Below are 16142 nucleotides of genomic sequence, written 5' to 3'. Positions count from 1 at the left end.
ATTTAAATTAATTATCTTTCAGCAATTGTTCCAACAAACTTGGTGCAACCCAAAAGCCAACTTCTCGCAACTGTTCAAAAGTTATCTCTAAATCTAGTAAACCAGCTCTAGCCGCGTCTTTCAAAATACCCAAAAGTCCAATAATTCTTAATCCGCGTTCCAACGCAATTCGTCTTGCTGCTTTATCATCCAAAATAACCAGATTGGCTTTAAGTTCTTCTGCTAGTAAAATTGCCTCTCGTTCACCCGGATCAAGTTTGTCCAGTTCAATACCTTGAGAAGTGCTGAGTAGCCGGATCTGAAGCCAGCTGGGAGGATGAGCTATCCAACGTTTCACTACAGGAGGTGACTCAGACGCACTCAGTTCATCTGCAACAGTCTGAGGAATGGTCACAACATTGTACAAGACTGGTAATATTTCAATTTGGTTAATTAGCAACAAATAACAAATTGGAGAAGTGTCAGAGATAACAATCATGTAGATCTGAACTCCTTAAGAGTTTTAAGATCCTGTTGTAATTCAGATTCGTCATAGTTCAGATAAACTCTCATCCGCTTCAAAAAGGCATGAGTTTCAAGACGAGATGGTAACTGGAGTATTTGACGCACTTCAGCCGTGTTTATTTTGCCACAGTGGTAAGCATCAGCAATAATAACTTCTAGCAGACGACGGGAGAGACTCCCCCTTGTTTGGTCGAGTCGTTGGGCAATTTCATCAGGAATTTCAATGGTGATTTGCATACTCTATTTCATGACATGAACCCTGCACCCCCGCAGAGGAGACTTTTGACGGTGTTAGTAGCGCTGTATGTTACGACAGCGTTTTCATATTGCCATCATCGTAGATGAATACGGCGGTACGGTGGGATTGGTGACATTATAAATCGTCATTTCTATTTCCGCGATCGCATCCAAACAATGTAGGGGCGGGTTTAGGGATTAACTGAGTAGACAAACCTTAAACTGAACAACGAAACCCGCCCTGATAAGCTAACTAAACATGGCTAAACCGCCTACGGCTAACATGCCCGCAAAAGCCGCAACTGCGACGGAAGTCAGCGCTGTACCAAACAACCACCAAGCCGCCGTTGCAGCAGCTTTTCGGGTTTCTTGCACTTGTTTCTTCGCATTGTGCTTGAGTTGTTTAACCCGTTTTTGAGCTTCCTCTTGCAGGCGTTCGGCGCGGCTGAGTACGCGATCGCGCACCCCTTCAATTTGCTCGATCAGCCGATTGGCATCGGCTTGGGAGATGTCCTCGCGGGAACTCAACAGAGCCACCAATGTGTCTCGGTCAAACTGATCTAGCCGATCACGCAACGCATCAAATCCGGCTTCTGGATCATCAAACAATTTACGGATGTCTCGCTTAATCCCCTCATAGTTGAGTTCGGGACGCTCCAGGGAGTTGAGGTAGGTGCGAATTCGGGCAAAAATGCTGTCAATTGCCGATTGCAGTTTATGCTGAACCGCTTGTGCTTGTTCGACTAACTGATTGCGGACAGAATCAATATTATCTGCAATCTGGTTCGCTTCCTCGGAGGATATATCCTCCCGTTGTGACAGCAGCGCCACCAGCGTTGAACGGTCAAAGTGAGAGAGGCGATCGCTCACATTCTTCCAGCCTTCTGATGGCTGATTAAATAACTGTTGTAGCTCCCGCTTGATGGCTTCAGGATTGAGTTCTTCCTTATCCGTATTCCGCAGATACGCTTCAAAATTGGCTTGGACATCCTGTACCTTATCTTTAGCACGACTTGCCAAGCGTCGCGGTGCTTTGACAATGCTTTGAATCGCATTTTGCACTTGGTCAATAATTCGATTAACTTGCTCCTCGCTTAAGTCGTCCCGTTGACTGAGGAGTTTGACCAAGGTTTCGCGATCAACCTGAGCGAGGTGTTCGCGCACTGCTAACGCTCCCTGTTTCGGGTCATCTAGGAGTTTCGCTAAATCCTGCTTAATCCCGTCTGGATCGAGTTCCTCCAGATTTGTGTTCCGCAGATATTCAGCAATCTTATGGGTGATTTGCTCGTACTGCTCCTTCGCATTATCCGCTAATTCTCGTGGTGCATTCAGGATAGTATCCCGCACATTTAGGAACTGGTCAATGACCTGATTAATCTCTTCCTGGCTGAGATCCTCGCGCTGATTAAGCAATTGCACTAGCGTATCCCGGTCAAATTGAGATAACCTTTGCCGTAATGCCGAGAATCCTGCCTGTGGGTCATCCAGGAGCGTTTGTAACTCGTTCTCAATCGCGTCGGGATTCAGTTCTTCTTTGTTCGTATGGCGTAGATAGTCTTCTACCTTACCGCGCAGCTCATCGGCTTTGGATTTCGCTTGGTCTTGCAATTCCTGAGCTTGGGACAAAACGCGATCGCGTGTACTCTCAAGTTGACTAACCCGTTGCTCGATTTCCTCTTGACTAAAGTCTTTCCGTTGAGAGAGCAGTTGGATTAGGGTATCACGGTCAAACTGGGATAGGCGATCGCGGAGTGCGTCAATACCCGCCTGGGGGTCATCTAGAAGTGCTTGGAAATCCCGCTCAATCCCTTCCGGATTCAGTTCTTCCTTTTCGGTATGGCGTAGATAATTTTCCACGCGAGTGCGGATGTCTTGGGACTGTTCTTCCGACTCCGCATCTTGAACGGTTTCTAGAACCTCCTGGCGGATACCTTCTAACTGATCGGCAATATCCGCTATTTTTTCAGAGGTGAAATTATCCCGTGATTCCAGCAGGTTCACGAAATCATCTCGATTCAGTCGCTCTAATTGCTGCCGAACTGCCTTGGGAGCAGCTTCCGCGTCATAGATAACGTCTTTAAATTCCTGCTTAATTGTCTCTCGGTTCAAGTGCCAAGGCTTAGAATTAATCAGGTAGTTTTCTACATCGGACTTAATCGTACTAAACGATTGTCCAGGGACTCGCTCAGCCACCTCAGAGGAAAGATGTTTAGCTTGCTCTGTGGCTTGATCTTTAAACTGTTGCAACTGGCTGGAAATCTTTTCCACATCTACGTCAGACAAATCCGTCCGCGACAGGACTCTATTCATTAAAGCGCTGACACCCATTTGCACGGCTTGCTCCCCGAAGCCACCATTGCCATTACCGCCATCGGATTTACCCGCTCCAACGCCCACGAGTTGTCCCAGCTTATCACCAAGCTGATCTGAGGTTAGCTCTTCGGGACTGGCAGACTGGAGGAAATTGAGCAGTTTTGCCTGGGGTTCGGTTTGGTTTTGTTGACCCAATACCTTCTGCCAAGCGGCTTCGAGTTGATCGGCAATCCCATTAATATCTTGTTTGGATAAATCGGTGCGACTGCTGACTAAATCGACGAACGTCTGACGGTTCACGTTTTGCAGAATATCACTTTCAGCGATAGACCTCAATTCTGAACCACTGAGCAAATTTTCCAAATCATTGCGAATTTGTTTGAGATCGAGGTTGGGTATAGGCAAATCTGCCACGTAGTCTTGTACAGTTTCCTGGAGGCGGGTAGGGTCAACCGTGGAACTCAATTCACGGCGAACGGCTGCTACAGATTCCTCAACTGTATTGACAATTTGAGCATTTGCCGCTCTTCCACCCAAAGCGGTAGTGGCTACACCGATGACTCCTTGCAAGCCTGAACTCGCCGTATTTGCAACGGAACCCACAACAGAACTCATTGCCGTCGAACTCACCCACAGTAGCAGCAAGAAGTAGGCAGACCAAATCACCACGCCTGTAATCGCTCCCAGAGTCAGGCTGTTAATTAGGGTCAGTTTTACCGCCAGAAAACAGGCGATGAATAAGGCAATATTGACGGTAACTAAAGCCAATGCTCCTAGTTTGAATTCAACTGCCTTAATCTTGCCACCCCAGGTTTCAGCGTCCTCTAATGGATTATCTGCCGCTGAAATGCCTGCGGCAAGGGTGAAATTGGTTAACAGAAATTGGAAGGCAAACGCCATGAGTATCCCAGCAATCAAGGCGATAAAAAACTGCGGTCCGGAAAAGACCAAAGCCGCCTGTTCTGGAGTATTCGCGACTGGAGACACCGTTGGAGCGGCTGAAACTTTAGCTAGCCACAGATGTGTGTTGCACAACTCCAGCATCATTGCCACACGTTGAACCATTGTTTTTTCCTTTTTAATATAGAATAGAAGGCGCAAAGGTGGCGTTATCGTCACCTCTGTTCACGTCTTTCTGTAACGCCATAAGACGCCTAACTATAGGTTTATCGCTAGACTGCTAAAGTTAACTCCTTCTCAAGTCTGATTCCTATCCACGATGTCACCCAATAGGGTTTGGCGTTACCAAGTACAAATGGCAATAAAATAAAACCAGGTTGTGTATAATTATTATATTTGAGGCGGATTAAACCTCGATGACGCCCTGATTCAAGGCGCGATCGCATTCCCAAGATGTAGGGGCGGGTTTAGGAATTAAATTAGCAGACAGACATCAAACGTGACAACAAAACCCACCCTAATCCCAGGCGCGATCGCATCCAAAAAATGTAGGGGCGGGTTTAGGAATTAAATTAGCAGACAGACATCAAACTGAACAACAAAACCCGCCCTGATCCGAACCTGGTATACAGTTGATTAACCTCAAAAAAAGCCTATTACATCGGGGTTGATTTGGAATTGAGGTTATCGATTGGCTTACATACTGGGGAAGGGCGGGTTTTGTAGAAAGGTTATTGGTTTGTCCGTTAATTTTGTCCCTAAACCCGCCCCTACAACGCCCTTACCATTAGATAGAATGGTTTAGATGTGGGTTATTGCCTCTCGTCTGCCATCTTTTGCACGTAAGCGATTCTTTGTTTCACTCCTTCAGCATCGGGAGATTGGAGACGCTGCAATATTTCTAGGGATTGTTGCAAATAATCCAATCCTGTGCCATAATCCCCCTGGGCAATCGCTGTTAACCATCCCAAGCACATCAATGTCATTGCCTTTTCATATTCATTTTCATCACTAATGCTTTCATTGATTGCCAAGGACTGCTGAAAAAGCATGAGCGCTTCGGATATCTCTTTCCGGTTTGCTTTGATTATTGCCAGTTCATTTTGTACTCTGACAGTGATTTTTTTCATTAATGTGATATTAGGCGATTGGAGACGCTGCAATATTTCTATAGATTGCTGTAAATAATCTAGTCCTGTTTCCCAATCTTCTTTTACCTCTGCTAATAGCTGTCCTAACATTCTCAATGTGGCTGCCTTATTTTTGATATCATCGATACTTTCTGTAAGAGTAAGAGATTTCTGACAAAGGACGATAGCTTCATCAAAACATCCCTCTTGAACTTTAGTAACTGCTGTATTGTGTAGCGTTACTGCTTGTTGCTGCTTCACGTCATAAATAATGGTTTTAATCTTGTCTATATCCTGGATAAAATTTAATTTTTTGTAAATTTCAAGTGATTCGTTTAAGTAGGCTAACCCTTTTGTAAAATCTTCTTTTTCTTCGGCTAATAATTGACCTAGAGTTGATAAGCTTGCCGCTCTTCCAGCAATATCACCACTTGTTTTTTTTAGTTCAAGAGACTGGCATAAAAAATTAATTGCATCTTCTACTTTTCCTTGCATATCGCAAACACGTCCTAATTGATGCAAACTTGCCGCTTTGTAATAAACATCACCACTCATCTCAGAAAGTTTAATAGATTCCCAAAGAAGCTCTAATGCTTTTTCCAGTTGTTGTTTTTGAGTATAGGCATTTGCTAAGTTATGTAATATTGAGGCTTTGACCTTTGTTGAATCACTAATTGGATTACTATTTTCTAATTCAAGAGCTTTATGATATAGAACGATAGCTTTATCAATATCTCCCTGAAACATTTTTAGGGTTCCTAGACTTTCCCAGGTCACTAATATTTCCCCAACATCACCGACACTCTCTTTTAATGCTAATGATTGCTCATAGAGGAGACTGGCTTCCTGAAAATTTCCCTGACTGGTTTTGATATTCGCTAAGGCATGAATAATTGATGCTTTGACTGCTTTATCCTCTAACGGGCATAATTCCAACGATTTTTTAAGATGTTCAATTGCTTGATCAATATCACCCAGAAACTGTTCAGCAACAGCCAAGTTATATAAAATACAATAGTCTTCAGCAATCACCAAAGTTTCTTGGCAAATTTTTACGACATCATGCCATCGGTTATGATTATTCCACAGTTTGGCTATAGTCGAGCCTGTCTTGACTACAATTTTCTTTTCTTTTCCGATAAAGGCTAATCGATTAATTTCTTTAATTTTCCCATTTAATGTGTTATTACAAATTGTGTAAAAATCGCTTGGAGGATTTAATAAGAAAGGAATATTCCCAAGCCAACGTAGTTCCATCCTATCTACTTCTTCAAACCAAATATGATACAGCACCTCAGCCGCTTGCTTGTGCAAATTTTCCGCATCTTCCGGCAACTTCAATGGCAAAATACGCGGTACTCTTAATGATTCATCAGGACTAACCTCCAACAATCCCAACGCTATCGCCCGATTAATATATTCATCTACATTATTCAGGGCTGGTTTGGCTTCAGAGTTATCGATATTTCCAGTAAGTTTGTCCCTAAACCCGCCCCAACAAACGGCAATAAACGCCTCCCTGGGTACGGGTAACTCAAACACCAATCCCCGCGATAACATTTCCCGCATCGGCTGATCTATCTGTTTCAGCAATTCCTGTGCCAAAACCTTCTCTCTTAACTCCACCGGATCAGCTTCCAAACGTGCCAAAATCTCCGCCACTGTACTCTTTTCCCTCCTATTTAAAGCAAGCTGGGGAGACTCTAAATTCAATAACACCTTATCCAACCATTCCAATAAGCGAGGATTTCCATCCGCTAACCGTTGCGCCTGCACCTGTAATGCCTCATCTACCTGAGATTCAGAATTAAAAGCAGTGAGGCGATTACACTTTTTTTGCAAATCCGCCCCCCGCAGCGAATCCATTACTTGCTTGTAAAAATATTGCAACTGGCTGGATTCAAAATCGTAACGGCAGGTAATAATTAAGCGATGAGGGGCATAATTATCTTGAATTGCCCAGACTAACGCCTCTAAAACCTCTGCCGCTTCGGGTTGCAGCACATACCCATCATTGCGGGATTCTAGATTCACCTCAAAATCATCTAAGACTAGCAAAAATGGCTTTGCGGCATCCTCTTCTAACAGTCGAAACAGCCGTCGCAGCCGAAACTTCAACTCTTCCCTGTTATCCTGTAACGCTTCCCTTAATTCCCAACTATCCAACGCCGCCGCTAACTTGTTCACTAGACTAGGTTCATCCACTCTCCCCACCCAAACCAGACGTTGAAATTCACTCAGGCGATCGCACAGTCTTGCTGCTAAACTACTCTTACCCAAACCACCCATACCATGAATCAATACCCCCATATCCTCAGATGGTGGTTTCAGCGCCCGTAAACAATTTTGTAACTGACGACGACGCCCGACAAAACTTTCACGAGTGGGGACTTTTACGGTTCCTGCGGTGTCTAGAAACTGTGTAGCCACAGTGGGTGGCGGTGCAGGTTTGCGCCCACGGGTTCTTACAGGTGTAACTAATGCCCCTGGCAACGTTTCCGCCGCATACAGCCGTAACAAATGCCAATCCCGTGCCTTATTTTTAATCAATTCTTGGTACGTCAGGGCAACGGCTTGTGTTAATGTTTTTCCGGCTGACAACGCCTGATATAATGCAGCCGCCGCCGTTGCCGCCTCTTGATCTAAAACATTCTGTCCCCAACCCAAAACGGCTGTTACGCCTAAGTTCAGCAATGCCTCAGCCATGGAAGGGATAGCCCCTAATTTCCCGGCTTGCCCTGTGCGACAACCGGAGAGGAATATCAGTTTGGGTAGTCGAAATTGTAGTTCTTTGGCAATATCTTCAGCGCTGGCAAGATAAGGTTCACCTATTTCCGTTTCTGTATAAAAGCGGGGTTCTCCATCAACAAAGGTAGCATGACCTGTCAGATGCAAGACATCAAAGTACCCCTCGTCGTAATCACCAACTAAATACCCCAACTCCGACAAAAAGCCGCTTTCTTCTACTGTTAGCGATAAAGGTTGACGCGCTGTCGCTTCCAGGATTCGCCCCTCTTCCGCCTCAAAATCCAAGACGGGTTCTATCCCTAACGGTGAGGTTGCCATAAACAGGACATTCAGCGCCCGATTTTTGGGTGCGGCATCAATTTCCAGTTTCCGAGTATTCAATGATACCCAGCGTAGAGGAATAACCGCAGGCAGTTTCTGCACCAGGAAACTACTGCCATCATGCAGCACTTCCCAGGGCAGATGTGCCAGTTGTTCGGCGGCGTTGATGGCTAAAACAATCCCCTCTCGACGAGATTGATTCAGCAATCGTTGCAGAAAGCGATCGCTCCCATCTAACCAGTTGTATAATTTACGCCCAGTGATGGTATAGTCAACTGCTAAACGAACGTAGTAATCTCGTTCCGCTAGCCCAATTAGGTCGGTGATTTCTGCCAGAGGGAGCGATCGCGTCTTATAGTCATTGGGATTGTCAGAAAAATAACGTAGTTCTACGTCATTGTCCCCAACGGGTTTGAGGTCAAGGTGAAGGACTTGCACAGCGGTTTAGTCTTCCAGGATTTGCCTAATTTCCTCAATTGTGGCATCTTTCAATAGCAATCGCCGATCTCCTCTAACTAGCAGTACCTTGTCTATTTTTTTCCCAGCTTTGCCTTTTTTGTATTCCTGATACCACTTGCGAATTTGTTCAGCAACAGTGATAGCACCGCCAACAATCCCGACAATCGCGCCAATGGTGCGTTACGCTACGCTAAAATGGTGCGTTACGCTACGCTAACGCACCCTACGATAGAGGCTTTGCGTCATATCAAACTAGGGACTTGGTGACCAAGCCCCTACGGTTAAACGGCTGTTTCTTCTGACAACTGAACCTCTGGTTTCGGTAAATCTTGTGCGGGAATGGTTTCTACCCGTTGGGTCAAAAATGCCGCAATCACCATAAATACACCGCCAATGACTATGGCTAAGAGGCGATTATTGTCCAGAAAGTTATCCATCACCCAACCAAACCCCAGGGATACGGCAATCTGAGGCAAGACAATAAAGAAGTTAAAAATGCCCATGAAAATGCCCGTGCGTTTGGGGGGTAAACCGCCAATTAACATCGAATAAGGCAGAGTCAAAATACTTGCCCAGGCAATACCAACTCCCACCATCGATAGGAATAGCCAATATTGATTGTCAATCACCATTAATGACAGAAACCCTGCACCCCCGCAGAGGAGACAAAAACTATGGGTGATTTGACGACTGGTAATTTGTGCCATTCTCGGTAATAACAGAGAGACGCCAAAACAAACAGCATTATAGAAGGCAATGCAAATTCCTGCCCATTCAATCCCATCGTTATAAAGTAATGATTGCTGGTTCGTCGCGCCAAAAATATTCCAGGCGACGGCGGGGGGAAAGTATAGGAAGAAACAGAACATTCCTAACCAGGTAAAGCACTGCACCCACGCTAATTGTTTCATCACTGGGGGTATCTCTTGCAGCGCGATCCAAGCTTCGCGGATACTGTTAATTAAACCGCCTTTTTTCTCTTGCTGTTTCTCAAAGGCTTCTAGATTTTTCGGGGGATATTCCTCTGTGGAAAAAACTGTCCATAATACCGTACCAAAGAAAAAGGCAGCACCAATATAAAAGGAGAGTTCCACAGTTAAGGGAATTGCCCCTTTATTGCTACTGAGAGAGGGAATGTGAAAGATGTTATTTAAAATCCAGGGTAATGCTGACGCACTCACCGCGCCTAAACCAATAAACAGACTCTGCATGGCAAATCCCATCGTCCGTTGGCTTCTCGGCACTAAATCCCCAACAAACGCCCGAAACGGCTCCATGCTAATGTTGACTGAGGTATCTAGAATCCAGAGTAATCCGGCTGCCATCCACAATGCCGATGAATGAGGCATGGCAATCAGCGCCAGTGTACTCAAAATAGCCCCAATCAAAAAATACGGTCGTCGCCTACCCAGAGGTCCCCAGGTATTATCGCTCATATTGCCAATAATTGGCTGCACGATTAACCCCGTCAGGGGGGCGGCTAACCACAAAATGGGAATTTGATGGGCATTGGCACCCAGATACTCGAAAATGGCGCTCATATTTGCCATTTGGAGTCCCCAGCCAAATTGAATGCCGAAGAATCCAACGCTCATATTCCAGAGCTGCCAAAAATTTAACGGTTGTTTTTTCATCACAAATCAGTTGTCTGACGACAATCGGCGATCGCTCATCATCATCTGTTCAGGTTAATCACCCTGTATAGCCCGATCGCCTTTGATCATTATCGACTTTCTACAGGAACCTCCAATGATGAGGGTAATTTTCTAGCCAGCCGATATTTATCGGTTTCTCGCAGGCGCTGACTCAAAAATCGGCAAATTTCTAATACAATATGAGGACGTTGGGTGATCAAACTGATGAAACGGTTTTTCTCTAACTTGAGCAACGTACAATCCTTCACCGCGATCGCACCATCCCAGTGCGGCGCATTATCAAATAACGTCACCTCCCCAAAATGCTGCCCTGCTGATAAGTATTTCAGATCACATTGCACCTCGTCCATATCCTTGACCAAACGGACACTTCCTTCACCAATAATATAGAAGTGGTTGCCCCAACTCCCTTCAGTATAAATGGTTTCACCCGCCAGAACATGCTCTTGTTCTAGGGTTTGGTCAATCAGAAGCAGTTCATCGAGGGATAAATTTTTGAACAGAGCAACATTTTTGAGTAAAAGTAGACGACTCATAAAGAAATCCTTGAGTGACGGCTGCTGATCAAGGGGCTGGAAAACTTGCTGGACTACGGCTTTAACTAAGGGGTCTGGATCTTTCATTAAAGCAGAAGGCACCCCGGCTAAGGCAATCAACGCGCCAATCTTAATCCAGCGATCGCGCGATTCTAGGGCTTCCAGGAGTAGCTGATATCCCTTGGTTCGCATCCACTGAGAATTAACCCGAATCCGAGTTCCAGGTTGATCATCACTAATCAATTGTTCCAAAACAGGCATCAGGGGAAGCACAAAGCGGCGATGACTCAACGACGCCAAGGTTTCAATCGCATTGGCTAAATCCCGCGAATCTGTGGAATAGAGCAGCCGTTGCACCACATTCACAGTACGGGAATGACCCAGACAGGAGAGAATATAGAGAACCCGTTGAATCAGCCGTTGATGATAATCCGCGATCGCAATCGCTAAAGGTTGCCAACTGGGATTATTTGGGGGAATCTGTTGTTGCCATTGACGGCTGTGTGTCACCTGCTGAAAATCCGGACTCAGATACTCGAACAGGATATCACTCGCCTGTTTCGTCCGCACTTGACCAATTGCCGCGATCGCCGCGTTTACAATATCAGCATTAGACGAAGATAAACTATCTTGGGCTAACGTCAATCCCGGTTCCCCATACGTCGCCAGCGCCACCGCCGCACAACGACGCACTTGGGGGTGAGGATCGCCCAAACCAATTGCCACATAGCGCAACATCCCTTTACAGCGCGTAATCCCCAACAAATTAAACGCCGCCGCCCGTACCCAGGGATCGGGATGTTCCAATTCTGAGACAGCCAATTCTGCCAGTTCCCAATCCCCCGGATACGCCAAGGTTGCCAAGGTTTCTAATCCCTCCCGTTTCACCTCTGGGGTAGCATGGGTGAGAATCTGTTTCAGGGGCGGAATTAATTCCGGATTACCACTACAAGACACCACCCGCACAATTGCCTGTCCCGTGATACTATCTAAGTCCGATTGCCATAACTGTTCGCAGGTAGTTTTGATTTGGGGATTATTAATTGCTCCCATTTGAGTCGCCGCGACTGAGGCTAAGAGGCTGACTTCCTGACTAATATCCCCCAAGCGAGAGCGGAGTTGTTCCTGTTCCAAGGGCTGCTGATTGGCAATTAATACCTCTAACGCCGTGGCTCGAACCTGGGGATTTGGGGCGTCTAACAGCCGTTCAAAGTGATGGATGGTGTCTAAATCCGATTTATGGCTAAACAGTTTGACAATTCCGCGTCGGATACCCGGATCGGTTTCCGGTAAAAGTTGCTGCACATCGGCGAAAAATTGGCTCGGTTGTCCCAAACCTGCGGCTAATTCTAGTCCTTTAATTTGCGTGTACTGTTCATCACTGTTGAGCAAATCGTGAATCATCGGACTGGATTGGGGCGGTAACTGCATCAATCCCTCACCAATTTCATCCAGATTCACCGCATCGGAGCGTAACATGACTTCTAAGCATTGGACATAGCTATTGCCTAAAAAGAAGCGCACCACCAGCAATAGCCCGGTTAAACTGATGCCAATCCAAATAATCTGCTCTAGGGTGAGAAAGGATTGAACAATCCACAACAGCCCCCCAGCCAACGTCAACCCGATCGCATAAAATAAGCCATCACTGAGCGATCGCACTCGCCCCATGAATTCTGGAGGGACGGCATTATAGTTTAATTGATGGACGGGTAAGTTAATCCCTTTATATAATCCATCACTATTTACATTGGTCGCGATCGCGGCTTTTAAATTAAAGTTAAACGCAAGTCCCAGTAAACTGGCTAATGTTGTCACTGGATAAACCAGATTCATTCGTCCCACGCCTAATCGTTGCAACAGAGGGCGAGTGAAACAGTAGAGGATTACCATCTGTAGGATACTATTCGCCACTCTCAGCAATCCCAGAAAACTGGTTAATTCTCTGTCATTGGTGAAGGTTTGGGCATAAATGCTTAAATATTCAAACTCTGATGTAATATAGATGATCACTAACAGAAAGCTACTACTTGCCAAAAATAGGATAATTGGGTAGCGCTTGACCAAATCCGGAAACGTCCTTAACGCTTCCACTAAGTTCACCGGGGTTTGACTGCGATTTGTCTCGATGCGCCGTTGAGAGCGTTCTAGATAAATCAGTTGCGCGATCGCCACCGCACAGACAAACGGCAAACTCAGCAGCATATCTTCCGTGGTGAAAAACTGGGACAGCAAACTGGTCAAACCACCGCCCAACAGGATACCCACCGCCTGAGCCATCCCCATAAACGGCGCATAGCGTTTGTACTCCAACGCTGTGAAATAATCCATCAATAGGTTGGGCAATAAGATATTGTTATACAAATCCCATTGGAAGAAAATCGCGATAAAGATGAGATAATAGACCCATAATGTATCCAGGGTGATCAACAGTCGCATTCCCAGCGCCATAGCGATGGCAAAGACCAACATATAGCGGAAAAGCTGGGGACGGCTAAAACGGTCAACCACTTGGGAAAACACCGCATAAGCGGGCATGGAGACTAACCCAATCAGCACATAAAACAGGGGCAGATTCTCTGATCCCGCATGACTCAGAAACAGGGAATTAGCGATCGTCATCGCCAAAATGTTATAGGTGAGAATCGTCACCCCCAGAAATAATAAATGAGCCAGCCGTTGTACCTTCCAAATTGAAAGACCACAACGTTGCTCAATCAGTTGACTTAGCATGGGCATTCGGGTTAAGAGTATTGCATTATCCAGTTAAGTCTCGTCAGGATTTGATCTAGTTTTACATAACGTAACATAATTGGGGAAACAAACGCTGCTTACCCAATTCAATTGTTGAAGCGGGTAACCAGAGGCAGAATCAGCTCAAGAATCACCCGGTTAAAATGCGGGTGATTGTCAAAAGCATTAGGGGATCGTCATTCGTCATTCGTCATTCGTCATTTGTAAGGGTTTGAGGCTTGTTAACATAACTTAACATGGTTGAGTTTATTTCCACCAACCTACTTAGTATCAAAGCTATGTTCAGTCAATTAGGGCTATTAAAAATTTGCTTCATCGGGATTTCTTCACTTCTGTTCATTACACCAACAGCAACGGCTCAACGCAATTCTGCACCAATACCGTCCTTAGTTCCTCTAGAAACAGAATTCTTAGAACCCGATACTATCCTACCCCCCAACATAGTTACAGCCAATACAATATCCCAGCAAAACATTACAATTCCTAGCCTTTGGTGGGCAGAAGAGCAGTTTGATGAATTTGGCGGTAAACTGCTCGTGAACTGGCTCGCTTACCAAGATAAACAACGGGTTGATTTGGTGGTTAGCCGTCAACCTTGGACACTGCTCAACTATTTAGAACGATACAGCTTTATTAATCATTTCGGAACGGTTGCTAGAGACTATAACTACAATGTCAGAGTCTTCAATGACCGAGCCGAACCCTTAGCTACTTATACTTGTGATTATACGACTTCAGGGCTACCCTCTTGTGAGGTCTTGATATTTGAGGGTTTGGGACCTGCGGGTTTACCTGTGCAACGAATTCCTTGAATGGGAAATTAGGAAGATTAGGAAGATGAGGAAGATCAGATTGATGCGATATCGAGTCAAGCCTTATGATTATCTGGTTACCCGATAGTTCTCAAAAGATAGTCAATGGCAAACAATGGACTTTTTGTTGGCATGGTAACATTAGATCTGGTGTACCTTAGCCCTAAGCTACCCGGTCAAAATGAAAAAATTGCCGCTTCTGACTATACCGTGGCGGCTGGGGGTCCAGCAACAAACGCGGCGGTTACGTTTAGTTATTTAGGCGATCGCGCGACAATCTTAGGGGTGGTGGGAACTCACCCGATTACACCCCTGATCCGTTCCGATTTGCAAGATCAGGGGGTAACTATTGCGGATTTAGATCCGACAGCAACCAATCCCCCACCCATCTCTTCAATTATTGTTACTCAAGGGAGTGGCGATCGCGCGGTGGTTTCGATTAATGCGGCGAAGATTCAAGCAGGGATTGAGCAAGTACCGCCGGATATTGACCAAGATATTACCATTGTGATGATTGATGGTCATCAAATGGAAGTGAGTCGTGCGATCGCGCAATCGGCAAAATCCCGTCAGATTCCAGTTGTCCTCGATGGGGGGAGTTGGAAACCTGGATTAGAGAATCTTTTGCCCTTTGTCGATTATGCCGTTTGCTCGGCGAATTTTTATCCCCCAGACTGTGATACTCACCAAGACGCGATCGCTTATCTTCGCGCCGCTGGAATTCCCCACATTGCAATTACCCATGGGGAAAAACCAATTGAGTATTTCTCCAGTGGAACATCGGGTCAATTATCAGTACCTTGTGTTGATGCGGTTGATACATTGGGAGCTGGTGATGTTTTTCATGGAGCATTCTGTCACTCTATCCTTAAGCATACCTTTACTGATGCCCTAGCCGCTTCAGCAAACGTTGCTGCCCACTCTTGCCAATTTTTTGGCACTCGCCAGTGGATGGCGTTTAATGGTTCAGCGTGAAGTTAGCGATGGCTAAAGGTGACTCTGAACAAGAACAATACGGCTGTGCTGAAATCTCATTAACCATTTGCATTCGTCCCTTGCGAAACGCCCGCAGCAGTCTATCAATGGACTCTCTCTCTTCCTGTGTGATCGAGTCTTCTAACATAGCTGCCATGAGTCCATATCGATCAGCCAGCGTAATTTTGCCCGAACAACTGACTTGAGCAAATAAATCCGCGATCGCACCCGGTATAAGTTGGACTTGAAGTTTCATGTTACTCCGCATAAATTCAACCCTTCTACTATGAGATAGTTGTTCTCGAACTAAAGTGATTGACATTTTATCTGATTAGTGATAATCATCAAATATTAAGGTAATTCAAGTCTCCTTAGTAAAGTGACTACGTTTGGATTTTAGTGTAACCAAAACGCTATAACTTTGTGATTACAATTCGTTTGATTGAGTGAGGTAGATCACAAAAGTTTAAGGTCAACTGTAAGACTAAATCCGGATTGACTGGCAACAGGAACCTATAAATTAAGAGCTGCTGAATAAGTATTGTGGTGAGGGGGAGCTCTTGAAGCTGGGGAAGCCAATGTAGAGACGTGCCATGGCACGTCTGGGAGTTGGGGGAGCAAGGGTACATTTTTCCTGAGCAAGGTGATGCCATACATTTAAACTGAAGTTCCCCTTTGACAAATCGCTACACCGTATGCCTATCTTGGCTTAGGGCGATTTGGCTTTGGGCGTCACTGGGTACAAATCAGGCTGACGCCCAATAAATCTAAAGCCTTCCTTTGTACAGGAGTCGGTTC

9 protein-coding genes are annotated in these 16142 nt (G+C 45.5%); 2 read left to right on the top strand and 7 right to left on the bottom strand.

The features are described from left to right. Window positions 1-7: 7 nt before the first annotated feature. The 6 genes from RIG66_RS17050 to RIG66_RS17025 form a co-directional block, all read right to left on the bottom strand. The gene (locus tag RIG66_RS17050) at window positions 8-478 is read right to left on the bottom strand and encodes a DUF3368 domain-containing protein (protein WP_446379966.1); all 471 of its coding nucleotides are present in this window, start codon (window positions 476-478) and stop codon (window positions 8-10) included. Then, window positions 475-741 (bottom strand): UPF0175 family protein, encoded by a 267-nt coding sequence (locus RIG66_RS17045; protein WP_446343423.1) that lies wholly within the window; start codon window positions 739-741, stop codon window positions 475-477. Before RIG66_RS17045 ends, RIG66_RS17050 begins: the two co-directional genes overlap by 4 nt. 249 nt (window positions 742-990) lie before the next feature. Then, complete coding sequence (locus RIG66_RS17040; protein WP_446379965.1) at window positions 991-4119, bottom strand: MFS transporter; 3129 nt, start codon at window positions 4117-4119, stop codon at window positions 991-993. A 647-nt stretch (window positions 4120-4766) separates the two neighbouring features. Further along, window positions 4767-8591: a tetratricopeptide repeat protein gene (locus RIG66_RS17035; RefSeq protein WP_446379964.1), complete on the bottom strand. Its 3825-nt coding sequence runs from the start codon at window positions 8589-8591 to the stop codon at window positions 4767-4769. Between the two features lie 302 nt (window positions 8592-8893). Beyond that, entirely contained in the window at window positions 8894-10246 is a 1353-nt protein-coding gene (locus RIG66_RS17030) for an MFS transporter (RefSeq protein ID WP_446379963.1), read from the bottom strand. 89 nt (window positions 10247-10335) lie between these two features. Beyond that, entirely contained in the window at window positions 10336-13536 is a 3201-nt protein-coding gene (locus RIG66_RS17025) for a cyclic nucleotide-binding domain-containing protein (protein ID WP_446379962.1), read from the bottom strand. Window positions 13537-13793: 257 nt separating this feature from the next. On the opposite strand from RIG66_RS17025, the gene RIG66_RS17020 reads away from it, so the two are divergent. Further along, window positions 13794-14369, top strand: a complete 576-nt coding sequence (locus RIG66_RS17020) for a hypothetical protein (RefSeq protein ID WP_446379961.1) — start codon at window positions 13794-13796, stop codon at window positions 14367-14369. 105 nt (window positions 14370-14474) lie between these two features. Continuing rightward, window positions 14475-15344, top strand: coding sequence for a sugar kinase (locus tag RIG66_RS17015; RefSeq protein ID WP_446379960.1), 870 nt, complete (start codon window positions 14475-14477; stop codon window positions 15342-15344). Here the strand turns inward: RIG66_RS17015 and RIG66_RS17010 are convergent. After that, window positions 15328-15600, bottom strand: coding sequence for a hypothetical protein (locus tag RIG66_RS17010; RefSeq protein ID WP_446379959.1), 273 nt, complete (start codon window positions 15598-15600; stop codon window positions 15328-15330). The genes RIG66_RS17015 and RIG66_RS17010 overlap by 17 nt on opposite strands. Window positions 15601-16142 lie beyond the last annotated feature (542 nt).

Source organism: Coleofasciculus sp. E2-BRE-01 (assembly GCF_040221695.1).
GTDB lineage: Bacteria > Cyanobacteriota > Cyanobacteriia > Cyanobacteriales > Coleofasciculaceae > Coleofasciculus.
This window is presented reverse-complemented; position numbering and strand designations above follow the sequence as displayed.